The following is a 13,792-nucleotide window of genomic DNA, read 5'->3' as shown; positions in this document are numbered from 1 at the left end:
TAAGCCAAAAGCACAAATTTTATAACCACAACCAAGGACACCGCCATGACCACCATCGCCCACAATGCCGCCACTCAGCGTTTTGAGACCACCATCGATGGACACACCGCCTATCTAAGCTATCAGATCATCGATGAGCGCACTTGGAACATTGACCACACCATCGTCCCTGATGCACTTGGCGGTCGCGGCTTAGGCTCGGCACTTGCCAAGACAGCGCTTGATTTTGCCCGTGATCACGACATCAAAATCGTGCCAAGCTGCTCATTTGTCGCGCATTACATAAATAAGCACCAAGATTACCAAAATGTGCTAAAATAAGCGATAACCCATTCACTTTTATCATCGATCCAACCGCTTGAAAATTGCTTGAATTGACAAGATTTTTACAAGCAACTTTTTTACAAGGAATATCATGAGCAGCTTAACTCCCGACCAAGTCGCCCTACAGCTTGACGGTTTGCCAAATTGGTCGCTAGATGGCAACAGCCTAATCAAAACCTATACTTTTGAAGACTTTGCTACGGCGGTAAGCTTCATGGTACGCGTGGCGTTTTTCGCCCAAAGCCTTGAGCATTATCCTGTGTGGAGTCATGATTATAATGTGCTGAGTGTGCGCATCGGCGACCCAAGCCAACACGCTGTCCAAAGCCGTGATGTACAGCTTGCCAAGCGTATGGAAAGCTCGCTGCAGGCGTTGTAATTCATTAAAAGTAAAATAAGCAATGGCTGATGCGGTCATTGCTTTTTTGTTGCTTATCTTTTGGGGGCAAACTTTACAATCACAAATTGTTTTGTCCGTATAAACTTGTTATCATAGAGTAATTTTTTAGCAGTTTATATGCATTATGACCACAGACATCGACACCCGCTCGGTGAGCGACTTCACCGAATACGCCTACCTAAACTACGCCATGTATGTCATCATGGATCGCGCCTTGCCACACATCGCCGATGGACTCAAGCCCGTGCAGCGCCGCATCGTCTATGCCATGAGCGAGCTTGGGCTTAAGCACACCGCCAAGCCCAAAAAAAGCGCGCGTACCGTCGGTGATGTCTTGGGTAAATATCATCCGCACGGCGATTTTGCCTGTTATGAAGCGATGGTTCTGATGGCGCAGCCGTTCAGCTATCGTTATCCACTGATCAGCGGTCAGGGCAACTGGGGATCTCCTGATGATCCCAAATCTTTTGCGGCGATGCGCTATACCGAAGCGAAGATGAGTAATTATGCCAATACTTTGCTGGCTGAACTTGAGCAAGGCACAGTCGATTGGCAGGATAACTTCGATGGCTCACTCACCGAACCTGTCACCTTGCCTGCGCGCCTGCCAAATATTTTGCTCAATGGCACAACCGGCATCGCCGTCGGTATGGCAACAGACATTCCACCGCACAATCTGGGCGAAGTGGTCAAAGCCTGCATTCGCTTACTAAAAAATCCAGAATTGTCCGTCAAACAACTGGCGCAAACCGTGCTTGCCCCTGATCTGCCGACCACTGCCGAGATCATCACGCCCAAGGCAGACTTGGTCGCGATGTACGAGACGGGCAAAGGCAGCTACAAGATGCGCGCCACTTATCAGCTTGACCCAAAAGAAAAAAACCATATTATTATCAATGCCTTACCTTATCAGGTCTCAGGCAATAAAGTGGTTGAGCAGATCGCAAAGCTGATGACCGATAAAAAACTGCCTTGGGTCACCGAAATCCGCGACGAATCGGACAACAACAACCCTTGCCGCATCGTCATCGAGCTCAAAAAAGGCAAGCTTGAGATTGATAAAATCATGAGCCATCTGTTTGCCAATACTGACCTTGAGACGAGCTATCGTGTGAATATGAACATGATCGGTGTCAATGGCAAACCTGAAGTCAAAAATCTAAAAACCATTCTCACCGAGTGGCTGTCTGTGCGCCGCGGTGTGGTGATTCGCCGCTTGCAGCATCGCTTGGATAAGATCGATAAGCGACTGCATATTTTGGCAGGCTTACTCATCGCTTACTTGAACATCGATGAAGTCATCCGCATCATCCGCGAAGAAGATGACCCCAAGCTTGAGCTGATGAATCGCTATGGCTTATCAGACATTCAAGCCGATGCCATCTTAGACATCAAACTGCGCCAACTTGCCAAGCTTGAAGAGATTGAGCTTAATGCCGAGCGCGACCGCCTAGAAGCTGAGCGCGCGGTGATCGCCAATCAGCTTGCCGACCCTGATGCGCTCACCGCCCTACTCATCGATGAGCTGACCGCCGATGCCAAAGAACATGGTGATGAACGCCACTCACCTGTGGTAGAGCGCGACGAAGCCACCAGTCTAAAAGCCACGGAGCTGATGACGAGCGAGCCTGTGACGGTGGTGATCTCACAAGCCGGCTGGATTCGCCTTGCCAAGGGTCACAGCACCGATCCTATGCAGATGAACTATCGCTCGGGCGATGATTATTTGGCGCACGCCTTGGGTAAATCGACCGAACGCTTGATTCTCATCGACAGCACAGGTCGCAGCTATGGGCTTGATACCGTCCATCTGCCATCGGCGCGCGGTCAAGGCGATCCGATCACAAGCCTATTAAACCTTGCCAATGGCGCAAAGATTGAACAGCTTGCCTTCATGACTGATAAACACATCATCATGGCAAGTAGCGCAGGCTATGGCTTTATCAATCAATTATCCAATCTAGACACCGCCCAAAAAGCAGGCAAGGCAAGTATCAATCTGGGCGATGGCACACTGCTGCCCATCGCTGTGATGGATGATGGTGATGATTTGGTGGCGGTGAGCGTCTCCAATGGCAATCTGCTCATCTTCCCAAGTGATGATCTGCCACAGCTTGCTAAGGGCAAGGGCAATAAGCTTGTCAATCTAAAAGGCGATGAGACTATCACCGCGATCACAAGCTTATCAAGCAATGACAGCCTAGTCATCACCGCAGGCAAGCGCACCTTGACGCTAAAGCCTAGCGATGTCGCCAATTACACCGCCAAGCGCGCCAGTCGTGGTGCGGCATTGCCAAAGGGCTTTGGTAAAGTGGCGGGCATGACAAAACTGATCCAAAATTCTGATTGATCCAATAAAAAACGCCCAGATCGTGATGATTTGGGCGCTTTTTGGTGCTTGGTTGGATTGATGATCAATCCCCTTCCACATCCACTGTCTGATACACTTCATAGGCAGGCACTTCATAAGGGTGCGCGTCTTTGTACGCTTGCACAACTTCGCACAGCTTATTCTCAGGCACCATCATCTCCACCTTCCACTCAGACACACGCGTGATTTCACCGACTTCGCCGATGGTCGGATTTGCGCCATCCAGTGGGCGAAACTGCCCCATGCCCAATGTCTGCCAGCTGCAGCATTCATAATTACCATAATGCCCCGCACCAGCGGCGAACATCGCGGTTTTTACCACTTCCAGATGCGTCTCTGGAATGTAGGTAACGATTTTATACATTTGAAAATACATGATTTTTCCAAAAAATAAGGTTGATTAAAACACAGATACAGCTACAGCACCGAATTTTAACCAACCCATCATCAAATTAAGTCATCAAAAGCCAAGCATTAGGCAAGCGGTACACCGATACGGCGCGCAACTTCTTCATAACCTTCGACAACATCGCCCAAGCCTTGACGGAAGCGGTCTTTGTCCAGCTTTTTCTTAGTCTCTTTGTCCCACAGGCGGCAGCCATCTGGTGAGAACTCATCGCCCAAGACCACACGGCCGTGGAACAGACCAAATTCAAGCTTAAAGTCCACCAGCATCAGACCTGCGTCATCAAATAGCTTCGACAGCACGGCATTGACTTTCAAGGTCAGCTCTTGCATTTGGCGCAGCTCATCAGGAGTGGCATAGCCAAGCGCAATCGCGGTAGATTCTGACAGCATCGGATCGCCCAGACTGTCATCTTTATAAAACAGCTCATAAGTCGGCGGCAACAGTGGCAAACCTTCGGTCAAGCCTAGGCGCTTCATCAAGCCGCCCGCGGCATAGTTACGCACCACTGCTTCTACTGGGATCATTTTTAGGCGTTTTACCAAGACTTCATCGTCTGATAGCTGCTTTTCAAAATGCGTCTCAATGCCTGCTTCGGCAAGCTTTTGCATGATAAAGGCATTAAAGCGGTTATTCACCATGCCTTTGCGGTCAAGACTTGCCATCTTCTCGCCATTGAACGCACTGGCGTCATTGCGAAAATGCAGTACCAGATAATCAGGATCGGCAGTTTCATAGACAGATTTGGCTTTACCAGTATAAAGTAGGGCTTGTTTTTCCATGGAAATTCTCAAATGCTTAAAAGTTAAGGAAATCTAAACACAAAAGTGCGACGCATCGACATCGCACTTCTAATGAATTAACGCACGCTTGGTGGCTTAGGCAGCTCGTACTGCTTGCCTGCTTCATTAATAAAATCTGATGATTTTTCATTAACGGTAGGTGTCGGATACAGCGGTACAAACTCTGCTGCAGGCTGTTCTGCTGGCAGTTGTAGCGGTGCAATCTTCTCGCTTGTGCGATAATCTAGGCTGCCGTTATCGCGCTTTGCCAGTAGGCTTTTGGTGGCGGCACAGCCTGTAAGTGCTGTCATCACCGCCATAATAACTGCTGTCAATTTTAAAGTTTTCATACACATTCCAACTGCTCAAAAAGTGAGTTAAATCAGGTTCGCTTTCGCCAATGCTGCATCGATCACGCTGTGATATTCATTCGACAGCCATACCAGTGGCAAGCGAATACCTTTGTCAATCTTGCCCATCTTATACAAGGCATATTTGGTCGGCTGTGGGCTAGACTCAACGAACAGATCTTGGTGCAGATGCTTGATGGTGTCATGAATCGCCGCCGCTTCGTCGAATTTGCCTTCTAATGCCAAGCCAAATACTTGGCTCATCGCTTTTGGTGCGACATTAGAAGTCACCGAAATATCACCCGCTGCACCATGCTTAACAAGCTCAAGCGCGGTCGGATCGTCACCCGATAGCACGACGATACGATCACCGACGCGCTTAATTAGGCTTTTGCCACGCTCGACATCGCCTGTGGCGTCTTTGATCGCGACGATATTATCGATATCCGCCAAGCGATTGACCGTCTCTTCGCTCATATCAGCGACCGTGCGACCAGGGACATTGTACAGCATCTGTGGCATATCCACCGCTTCGGCGATGGCTTTGAAATGCTGATACATCCCTTCTTGGGTCGGCTTATTATAATAAGGTACGACCAGTAGCGCACAGTCCGCGCCTGCGTTTTTGGCATGGCGAGTAAGCTCGATCGCTTCATGCGTTGAATTCGCACCCGTACCTGCGATCACAGGCACACGACCCGCCACTTGCTTGACAAAAAAGTTAATCACTTCGCTGTGTTCAGCCACACTCAAAGTCGCTGACTCGCCTGTCGTACCGACCGCGACCAAAGCATGAATGCCTTCGGCGATTTGCCATTCGATCAGCTTGGCAAGCTTATCATAATCCACCGCACCGTCTGGGGTCATCGGTGTGATCAGGGCAGTGATCGCCCCACGAAGTTTGGATTTGATGTCTTGATATGCGTCTGTCATACAAAAGCCTTGCTCGGTCTGTCAATCGGTCTAAATTTACACCAACTTCTTGTTGGATTATTTAGTTTATCACATTTAATGGTCAATGTTACAGCGAAATTTGTTGCATTTAAATAATTATTCAATCACGCTCATTCAAGGCGCATCCCAAGAATCACCGGCTCGCCTTGGCGGATCAGCTGCACCGCGACCACGCCTTTATTTGGCAAGGCAGCGACTTGGGCGGCGAAACTTTCGGCATCACGGATTGGCACACGGTTCATGCCGACCAAGATATCCCCCGTTTGGATGCCAGCGCGCGACGCATTACCCACCAGATCCACCGAAGTGATCATCACGCCGCCTTGGATGCCTTGTTCTGTCAGCGCGCGGCGTTCAAGCACGGTCAGATTGCGCAGACGCACGCCCAAGCGCACGCCGTCTTGTTGGCGTTTTTGGTCAGCGGCGATGTCATCTGCTGCATCACCGAACTGCCCTTTGGCTTGATAAGTCTTACCATCACGCAGATAAGTCAAATAAAAAGTATCGTGCGGCTTGGCTTTGTTGGTCAAATCGAACCATTCATGCGCCAGGTTGATCGGCATATCATTGAACGATAAGACCACATCGCCTGCTTGTAAGCCTGCTTGATCAGCTGGCGACTGTGGCACGACTTTGGTCAAAAGCGCGCCTTTAGGACGCTCAAGCCCATAGACTTGCGCCAAATTACGATCCAGATCTTGAATGGTCACGCCCATGCGCACGCGCGTCACCTTGCCTGTATCGCGGATCTGCTGATAGATATCCATCGCCGTCTCAATTGGAATCGAGAACGACAGCCCCATATAGCCGCCCGTACCGCTAAAAATCATCGAATTGACCGCGACGACTTCGCCTTTTTGGTTGAATAATGGCCCGCCTGAATTACCGGGGTTTAAGGCGACATCACTTTGGATAAAAGGTACTGTGCCTTCGCTTGGAATGCTGCGCGATTTGGCAGAGACAATCCCTGCCGATGCCGAATAATCAAAGCCAAACGGCGAACCGATGGCAAGTACAGGCTCGCCGACTTTGAGCGTATCGCCTTTTGCCACAGGCAGTGCAGGGAAGTTTGTGCCTTGTACCTTGAGTACCGCGATGTCTGAACTCTCATCACTGCCGATCAATTTGGCATCCAGCTCCGTGCGATCGCTTAGGGTGACGGTGATACTCTCGGCATCAGCGATGACATGGTGATTGGTCAAAATATAACCATCAGAACTGATAAAAAAGCCCGTGCCATAGCCCTGCTCAAGCATCGGTGCGTCAGGCAGCGGCACATCTTGACCCAAATAATCTTTTAAAATCTCTATCGCCTGCGCTTTGGCTAGGGTTTGAGTATCGACTTTTTTGGTGATGCTCACACGCACCACCGATGGCGATGCTTGTTCGACCAATTGGGAGAAATCCACGCCCACCACCGCGTGTGCCGTCATCGGCACGCTCATGGCGACAGGCATCCATAGGCTTAGGGCAAGCAATCCGCTCAGTGCTGTTTTTTTCATAAGCAATCCTTGTTTCGCCTGCCAAATCCAAGCTCGGCGATGATAAGCATGATTGCGCCTAGTATGCAAAAATCTAAAGTTACCGTCAAGTATGCTTTGGCGACAATACCTTGCCCAAATCCTACGCGCCAGCAACAATCCTTGCCAATCTACAGCCCAAGTACCCGATCAATGCGCGCCGCCACTTCATCAATCGTCCCATCAGCATCAATGCGATGAATGCGCTGTGGGTGGCGTGCAGCTTGATGGCTCAATCCTTGATGCACTTTTTCAAAAAAGCTTAGCGCATTGGCTTCTAGACGATCGGCAGCGCTTCTTTTGCCTGCGCGCATCATGCCTGTCGCCACATCCAAATCCAGCCACAGCGTCACATCTGGACTGATCGGCACAAAATGCTCAATCAACAGCTCAATCTTATCAAGCGCCGCCTGATCACCATCAAAGCGACCAAAGCCCTGATACGCCACCGTACTGTCAAAAAAGCGATCGCAAATCACCCATTTGCCCGCTTGTAGTGCAGGGATAATCACCTGATGGATATGATCAGCGCGCGCAGCGAACATCATCAAAATCTCAGTATCAGCATCGATGCTGCGATTAGGATCCAAAAACATCGCACGCAGCTCTTCGGCAAGCACACTGCCCCCAGGTTCGCGCGTACGCAGCACCTGTATGCCCCGTGCTTGTAGGCGCGCGACCAAGCCATCGATCGCCGTGGTCTTGCCGACGCCTTCTGTCCCTTCAAAGCTGATGAATTTACCTGTCAATTGCTTGGCATCTGCCTTATGCGTATCTGTCATTGCCTTTCCTTTTGGCGCATCACCGCGCGATATTCTTCTACCGCTTTATTATGCTCATCGAGCGTTTTACTGAATTTATGCCCACCATTGCCTGTCGCAACGAAAAACAGCACATCAGACTTATCAGGATGCATGGTCGCAAGGATGGATTCTTTGGACGGCAGTGCAATCGGCGTGATCGGTAAGCCATTGATTTGATAAGTATTATACTCGTTTTTCTCATTGATATTACTGCGATAAATCTTGCCATCATAGCGGTCAAACAGCCCATAAATGATGGTCGGATCGGTCTGCAGTTTCATATCCTTGGCGAAACGATTGACAAATACCGACGACACCAAACTGCGCTCATCGGCGATGCCTGTCTCTTTTTCAATGATACTTGCCATGATCAAAGCTTCATACGGCGTCTGATATGGTAAATTGTCATCACGCGCTTGCCATGCTTCATCCAAGATGCGCTTTTGGTCATCATACAGCTTTTGTAAAATGGCTTTATCGCTCACGCCTGCATTGAAATGATAAGTATTGGGCGCAAACCAACCTTCCAAATGCTGATTGGGCGCATCAATCCCAAGCGCCGCAGCAACCGCAGCATTATCACGCGCCACATCTGTCCACGCATAGCCATCTGCCGGTGGCGTCAATAGCTCAAGCGTCACGCCATCGGTAGTTTTGATCGCTTGGTACAGATCCTTGATGGTCTTGCCTTCAACGATGCGGATGACGACTTGCTCGGATTGACCGCCTTGCTGCAAGATGTCCATGATGCTAGCAAGACTTGCACCACTTGGGATGGTGTACTTACCTGCTTGCAATGGCTTATCTGCACTCAATGACACATACGCCTTGGCAAGTGCAGGCAAAGCAAGCGCATTATCCGTCCAGCCCTGCTTGGCAAGCAAGCTATAATAAGTATCGCCTTTTTCGACGCTGACCTGCTGCTCGGTATCCACCGCCGCGGCAAACAGCGTCTGATAAAGCACGATCAGTGCGATGATGACAGCAAGAATCAGCACGATCAAGATCGGCTTGGTCTTCTGTGAAGATTTGACAGGTTGCCTGACGGGTTTTTTGCGCGTAGAATTTGCCATAAAAATACTTCATAAAAAAATTTAGCCAATTGTAGCAAATTTTCGCCCAATTAACACTCAAATCCTGTGTGAAACAACACTATGCTAATAGATATCATTAGACAAACTGATCCAACACCCGCCCATCCAAACGCCACACAGGAATGATACCGCGCACAGCATTGGTGATGAACATCGCTTGAATCGCACTCAAATCACCCTGCATCAGCACGCGCTCACTGATATGTCCAAAGTAATCACTTGTCAGCACTTGGGCGCGCATCACGCCAGCTACGCCAGATAGGTTCACAGGCGGCGTATACCATGCGCCATCAATTTGATAAAACACATTACCCATCGTCGCGCAAATATACTGCCCATGCACATTGGCAACCAAGCCATCGGTTGCGCCCTGATCTTGGCGCGCCAATAATTCAGCGTGTGCCAGCACCTGATCAGGGCAGGCGATCAGCTTAAGCCCTGCTAGGCGCGGTGGGCGGTGGGCAATTTGGCTGTCCAAGCAAATCATATCGACAGGCATCGCGATCGGTAATCCGTCCTGCCACTGATGCGCCTGATACACAGGCATCGCTTGGCATTTGATATACGCAGTGGCACGACTATCACCACCACGATAACCATAGCCACGCACAGACTGCGGCGCGCGCGTGATGATGATTTTGATGAGACCTTCTGTGATCGCTGCCGCCAAGGTATGTAGCTGCGCCATCAGACCATCGATATCAAGCACCATCTTAAGTGCGCCAAGCCCTGCGATCACACGCACACGATGTCCGTCCGCCCACAGCATCTGCCCATCATGCACGCCAATGGTGCTAAAAAACCCATCGCCATAGCAAAACGCACGCTCATCCATGCGCGCATCAGACGCCTGTAGCGCACCGTCAAACTGATAAAACCGTACCGTCATTTATCAAACACCACACGGCACTGATAATGCTCACAGCGCCCCTGCACAAGCTTAAGCGCGCCGACGGACTTTGGCGCGATAGCATCACCGCGCAGCATCTGTGCGACCACTGCCGTACCGGTCTCACCGCCCAATCTGCCCATCATGCGATAGACGCGCTTGGCGTATTCCACCGCTTGATTTTTGGTGGCGTCATCATCGGTCGGCGCAGGATAATACCACACCACTTCAAAGGCAGCTGCCGAGTCGATACTATAAAAAGGCACGCCCTGCTTGGCACTGTAGCGGTAGCGTGTCGCTTGATTGCCATAAAAATCTAGGGCGTCTTCTTCGGTGGCAGTCCTGCCAAGCTCACCCGATAACTCATCAATACTTGATACGCGCATCGGCACGCTCTGCCAAGTGCTGGTATCATAGACCACAGGCTCATAGACCACAGGCTTGCCATCATCAGCGACCACCGTCTCAGCATCGGTCACTGGTCGAAAAGTGATCAGTAATACCGCCGCCACCGCCAAAATGGCAGCCAGCAGCAATAAGCCAAGTTTGGATTTGGGCGGTTTTGGCGCATCGGTGCTCATAGATTGTCCTGATAAACAGATGAAATATCGTCATTGTAGCACAATTTTGCCCCAAAACATTTTATGATCAAGCGGATTTTTGGCAAACTACCCAAGCAAAAACTTGGGATTTTTGATAAAATTGGCAATCAAAATTATCGTAAACTTCCACCACTGAACTTCCACGATTCACCGCACCGATTTGGACAATTTTATGCAGCATTTTATCGTCATTGGCAATCCAATTAGTCATTCAAAAAGCCCTGCCATCCATCACGCCTTTGCTGACAGCGTAGGACTGGATATCTGTTATCAACGGCAGTTTTGTCCTGATAATCAGGACAGTTTTGAAGCGGTGGTATCAGCATTCTTTGCTGGTGGCGGTGTGGGCGCCAATGTCACTTTGCCTTTTAAGGAGATCGCACATCAGCTATGCCAAGATACAGGTGCAATGAGCGATGATGCCAAGATGGCAGGCGCGGTCAATACCCTGATGATGCGTGATGGCAAACTGTACGGCGATAATACCGATGGCCGTGGCTTGGTGGCAGATCTGATTAGCCAAGATGTTGATTTAACTCATAAAAAAATCGCCATCTTGGGTGCAGGCGGTGCGACTCGTGGGGCGATTTTACCCTTGCTGTCTCATGGTGCGCACTTGGCGATTTATAATCGCACGCTTGCCAAAGCTGAGCAACTGGTGCAAGACTTTGATCACCCTAATCTATCTGCACACAGTTTAGATGAACTACAACATACCACCCACTTTGATGTCATCATCAATGCCACTTCGACAACCACCACAGGTCAGTCGCTGGATTTTGGGCGCGTCACGGCAGATTTTGCTTATGACATGATGTATGGCAAGCCATCGGCATTTTTAGCGCATTTTGCCAAGCAAGGCGCACGCACCTCTGATGGCTATGGGATGCTGATTCATCAAGCCAAGCTTGCCTTTGAACTGTGGACAGGGGCAGCGGTAGATTTGTCAGCGGTGGTACTGCCCGAGTGATGCAGGTGACGGCTGATTACACCTTGAATTTTTGGTAAGCAGCACCATCTTAGGCGAACCTTAGGCAAATTTAAATTTTAAAACTGTAGATAGGAGCAGATGATGAGCGAGCAGATGACAGACGATTTTGAGGTCGATTTTGACGATTTGGATAATCTATTTGATGACTTTGATGGCATGGCTGTCGAAGGTGGCGTCGATAGCATCAATGATGAGGGCTGTGAAGGTGGTGCCTGCAAGCTATAAGCAAAGCATGGCAAGACAAAGCGATTATTCGATGCGTAATAATCGCTTTTTTATGGATGAATGATTATCAAATAATAACAAAAAATTTGCCAAAATAAATTTTCTTATGAAAATAAGTTATCATAAGCCAAAAAATCCTTTTTCTTCATCCGATTTGTTGTATAGTGTTGTTAACAGCCATGCTGATGGCTTGTCAATTTTCATTGCAAATCGTATCGACTGATACTCTAACAAGGATGACTTATGTTAACTTATAAAGCCCCCCTGCGTGATATTAAATTTTTGATGAATGAGATGCTGGATTTTCAGGCGCATTATCAGACGCTTGAAAACGGCTCGGCTGCCGATCCTGAGACGGTGGACATGATTTTGTCAGGTTTTGCCGACTTTGCCGAAAATGTGCTATCACCGCTGTATCAGCCTGCCGATGCCGAAGGATGTACCTTCAAAGATGGTGAAGTCACCACACCAACTGGCTTTAAAGAAGCCTATCAGCAGTTCGTAGAAGGCGGCTGGCAAGGCATCAGCTATCCTGAAGAATTTGGCGGTATGAACCTGCCAATGTCATTAAACCTCATCAAATCTGAAATGATGGGTACTGCCAACTGGCCGTGGGCGATGTATCCAGGTCTGACCACAGGCTCGGTGAACACCATCTTGCAGTATGGCGATGACGCTCAAAAGGCCACTTATCTACCCAAGCTCATCTCAGGCGAATGGTCAGGTACGATGTGCTTGACCGAAGCACAGTGTGGTACTGACCTAAACCAAATGAAAACCCGTGCCGTGCCAAACGATGACGGCACTTATGCCATCACAGGCAGTAAGATCTTTATCTCAGCCGGTGAGCATGATTTGACCGAAAATATCGTGCATATCGTGCTGGCTCGCCTACCCGATGCGCCTGCTGGCACCAAAGGCATTTCGCTGTTTATCGTACCGAAATTTTTGCCGACCGACACTGGTGAAGTCGGCGCGCGCAATGCGGTGACTTGTGGCTCGATTGAGCATAAGATGGGCATCACCTCATCAGCCACTTGCGTGATCAACTTTGATGGCGCGACAGGTTTTCTCATCGGCGAGCCAAACAAAGGCCTAAAAGCCATGTTCACCTACATGAACACCGCGCGTATCGGCACAGGCATCCAAGGCCTATCACACATGGAGCTGTCGTTCCAAAACGCCCTGCCATACGCCAAAGAACGCCGCTCGATGCGTGCGTTATCAGGCACCAAAGAGCCAAATCAGCCTGCCGATGCCATCATCCACCATGCGGATGTACGCCGTATGCTACTCACCCAAAAGGCATTTACCGAAGGTGCGCGCTCGATGATCTATCACACCGCACGCTATGCGGATAAGCTTGCCGAAGCGGTGGCAAAAGGTGATGAAGAAGCCATCAAACAATGGGATGATAAGATTGGTTTTTATACACCCATTCTTAAGGGATTCTTGACTGAGCTTGGCATCGAATGTGCCAAACATGGTCAGCAAATCTACGGCGGTCATGGCTATATCAAAGAATCAGGCATGGAGCTGATTGCTCGTGATGCCCGCATCTCAACACTGTACGAAGGCACTACAGGCGTGCAAGCACTTGACCTACTCGGTCGCAAGGTGCTATTGCATGGCGGTGGCAAGGTCATCCGTGACTATACAGCAGGCATTATGAAATGGTGTGGTGAATATGCACTGGACAAAGATATGCGTAAATTCGTCTGGACACTCACCAAGCTGTGTGCTGAGTGGAATATGCTGACCGCACGCCTACTACTAACCGCTCGCAAAGACCGTGATATCGTCTCGGCAGCATCAGATGACTTTTTGATGTATTCAGGCTATGTGATGATGGCGTATCACTGGGCTCGCATGGCGGCGGTGAGTTTTGATAAGCTCAAAAATGGTGGCGAGCAGCCAAAAGAGTTTTATCTTGCCAAAACTCAAACGGCGGAGTTTTATTTTGAAAAACTGCTACCAAGAAGCTCGGCACACGCTGAGAGCATGACTGTACCAAGCGAAATCATGATGCAGATGGATATTGAGCATTTTGCGTTTTTGGAATAATGCCCAAACTTAAACAA

The 13,792-nt window shown here is 49.5% G+C and carries 15 protein-coding genes; 6 read left to right on the top strand and 9 right to left on the bottom strand.

Annotated elements, in window-relative coordinates; all coding sequences use genetic code 11:
* The first annotated feature begins 45 nt into the window (after positions 1-45).
* The 3 genes from NGM44_RS05825 (at position 46) to parC (ending at position 3,074) form a co-directional block, all read left to right on the top strand.
* Complete coding sequence (locus NGM44_RS05825) at positions 46-321, top strand: GNAT family N-acetyltransferase (protein WP_253222807.1); 276 nt, start codon at positions 46-48, stop codon at positions 319-321.
* A 94-nt stretch (positions 322-415) separates the two neighbouring features.
* Positions 416-703 carry a 4a-hydroxytetrahydrobiopterin dehydratase gene (locus tag NGM44_RS05820; protein ID WP_253222806.1) on the top strand — a complete coding sequence of 96 codons (288 nt, stop codon included), beginning with the start codon at positions 416-418 and terminating at the stop codon, positions 701-703.
* A gap of 145 nt (positions 704-848) precedes the next feature.
* Positions 849-3,074: a DNA topoisomerase IV subunit A gene (gene parC / locus NGM44_RS05815; protein WP_253222805.1), complete on the top strand. Its 2,226-nt coding sequence runs from the start codon at positions 849-851 to the stop codon at positions 3,072-3,074.
* 64 nt (positions 3,075-3,138) lie between these two features.
* On the opposite strand, the gene NGM44_RS05810 is transcribed toward parC, so the two are convergent.
* The 9 genes from NGM44_RS05810 to NGM44_RS05770 form a co-directional block, all read right to left on the bottom strand.
* A complete protein-coding gene (locus NGM44_RS05810; RefSeq protein ID WP_253224638.1) occupies positions 3,139-3,459 on the bottom strand; it encodes a YqfO family protein in 321 nt (106 codons plus the stop codon).
* Between the two features lie 110 nt (positions 3,460-3,569).
* Positions 3,570-4,283, bottom strand: a complete 714-nt coding sequence (gene purC, locus NGM44_RS05805; RefSeq protein ID WP_253222804.1) for a phosphoribosylaminoimidazolesuccinocarboxamide synthase — start codon at positions 4,281-4,283, stop codon at positions 3,570-3,572.
* Between the two features lie 77 nt (positions 4,284-4,360).
* A complete protein-coding gene (locus tag NGM44_RS05800; protein ID WP_253222803.1) occupies positions 4,361-4,633 on the bottom strand; it encodes a hypothetical protein in 273 nt (90 codons plus the stop codon).
* A gap of 27 nt (positions 4,634-4,660) precedes the next feature.
* Positions 4,661-5,566, bottom strand: coding sequence for a 4-hydroxy-tetrahydrodipicolinate synthase (dapA, locus tag NGM44_RS05795; RefSeq protein ID WP_253222802.1), 906 nt, complete (start codon positions 5,564-5,566; stop codon positions 4,661-4,663).
* 131 nt (positions 5,567-5,697) lie between these two features.
* Positions 5,698-7,089 (bottom strand): trypsin-like peptidase domain-containing protein, encoded by a 1,392-nt coding sequence (locus tag NGM44_RS05790; protein ID WP_253222801.1) that lies wholly within the window; start codon positions 7,087-7,089, stop codon positions 5,698-5,700.
* 149 nt (positions 7,090-7,238) lie between these two features.
* Entirely contained in the window at positions 7,239-7,856 is a 618-nt protein-coding gene (gene tmk, locus NGM44_RS05785) for a dTMP kinase (protein WP_253224637.1), read from the bottom strand.
* Positions 7,857-7,885: 29 nt separating this feature from the next.
* Positions 7,886-8,983, bottom strand: a complete 1,098-nt coding sequence (gene mltG / locus NGM44_RS05780; RefSeq protein WP_253222800.1) for an endolytic transglycosylase MltG — start codon at positions 8,981-8,983, stop codon at positions 7,886-7,888.
* A 97-nt stretch (positions 8,984-9,080) separates the two neighbouring features.
* Positions 9,081-9,893 (bottom strand): aminotransferase class IV, encoded by an 813-nt coding sequence (locus tag NGM44_RS05775; protein ID WP_253222799.1) that lies wholly within the window; start codon positions 9,891-9,893, stop codon positions 9,081-9,083.
* On the bottom strand, positions 9,890-10,474 hold the full coding sequence (locus NGM44_RS05770) for a hypothetical protein (protein WP_253222798.1): 585 nt from the start codon (positions 10,472-10,474) through the stop codon (positions 9,890-9,892). Before NGM44_RS05770 ends, NGM44_RS05775 begins: the two co-directional genes overlap by 4 nt.
* 193 nt (positions 10,475-10,667) lie before the next feature.
* Here NGM44_RS05770 and aroE point away from each other — a divergent pair, with 193 nt between their 5' ends.
* From aroE to NGM44_RS05755, 3 genes are all read left to right on the top strand, one after another.
* Positions 10,668-11,465, top strand: a complete 798-nt coding sequence (gene aroE, locus NGM44_RS05765; RefSeq protein ID WP_253222797.1) for a shikimate dehydrogenase — start codon at positions 10,668-10,670, stop codon at positions 11,463-11,465.
* 99 nt (positions 11,466-11,564) lie between these two features.
* Entirely contained in the window at positions 11,565-11,711 is a 147-nt protein-coding gene (locus NGM44_RS05760) for a hypothetical protein (RefSeq protein ID WP_253222796.1), read from the top strand.
* A gap of 243 nt (positions 11,712-11,954) precedes the next feature.
* Positions 11,955-13,775, top strand: coding sequence for an acyl-CoA dehydrogenase C-terminal domain-containing protein (locus tag NGM44_RS05755; RefSeq protein ID WP_253222795.1), 1,821 nt, complete (start codon positions 11,955-11,957; stop codon positions 13,773-13,775).
* Positions 13,776-13,792 lie beyond the last annotated feature (17 nt).

This window comes from Moraxella sp. FZFQ2102, from assembly GCF_024137865.1.
In the GTDB taxonomy this organism is placed as follows: Bacteria; Pseudomonadota; Gammaproteobacteria; order Pseudomonadales; family Moraxellaceae; genus Moraxella.
Note: the sequence above shows the minus strand (reverse complement) of the source record. Positions and strands in the feature narration are given on the sequence as shown.

Coding starts and splice junctions, on each gene's coding strand:
- NGM44_RS05825 (WP_253222807.1), top strand. CDS start 46: ATGACCACCATCGCCCACAATGCCGCCACTCAGCGTTTTGAGACCACC.
- NGM44_RS05820 (WP_253222806.1), top strand. CDS start 416: ATGAGCAGCTTAACTCCCGACCAAGTCGCCCTACAGCTTGACGGTTTG.
- parC (WP_253222805.1), top strand. CDS start 849: ATGACCACAGACATCGACACCCGCTCGGTGAGCGACTTCACCGAATAC.
- NGM44_RS05810 (WP_253224638.1), bottom strand. CDS start 3,459: ATGTATAAAATCGTTACCTACATTCCAGAGACGCATCTGGAAGTGGTA.
- purC (WP_253222804.1), bottom strand. CDS start 4,283: ATGGAAAAACAAGCCCTACTTTATACTGGTAAAGCCAAATCTGTCTAT.
- NGM44_RS05800 (WP_253222803.1), bottom strand. CDS start 4,633: ATGAAAACTTTAAAATTGACAGCAGTTATTATGGCGGTGATGACAGCA.
- dapA (WP_253222802.1), bottom strand. CDS start 5,566: ATGACAGACGCATATCAAGACATCAAATCCAAACTTCGTGGGGCGATC.
- NGM44_RS05790 (WP_253222801.1), bottom strand. CDS start 7,089: ATGAAAAAAACAGCACTGAGCGGATTGCTTGCCCTAAGCCTATGGATG.
- mltG (WP_253222800.1), bottom strand. CDS start 8,983: ATGGCAAATTCTACGCGCAAAAAACCCGTCAGGCAACCTGTCAAATCT.
- NGM44_RS05775 (WP_253222799.1), bottom strand. CDS start 9,893: ATGACGGTACGGTTTTATCAGTTTGACGGTGCGCTACAGGCGTCTGAT.
- NGM44_RS05770 (WP_253222798.1), bottom strand. CDS start 10,474: ATGAGCACCGATGCGCCAAAACCGCCCAAATCCAAACTTGGCTTATTG.
- aroE (WP_253222797.1), top strand. CDS start 10,668: ATGCAGCATTTTATCGTCATTGGCAATCCAATTAGTCATTCAAAAAGC.
- NGM44_RS05760 (WP_253222796.1), top strand. CDS start 11,565: ATGATGAGCGAGCAGATGACAGACGATTTTGAGGTCGATTTTGACGAT.
- NGM44_RS05755 (WP_253222795.1), top strand. CDS start 11,955: ATGTTAACTTATAAAGCCCCCCTGCGTGATATTAAATTTTTGATGAAT.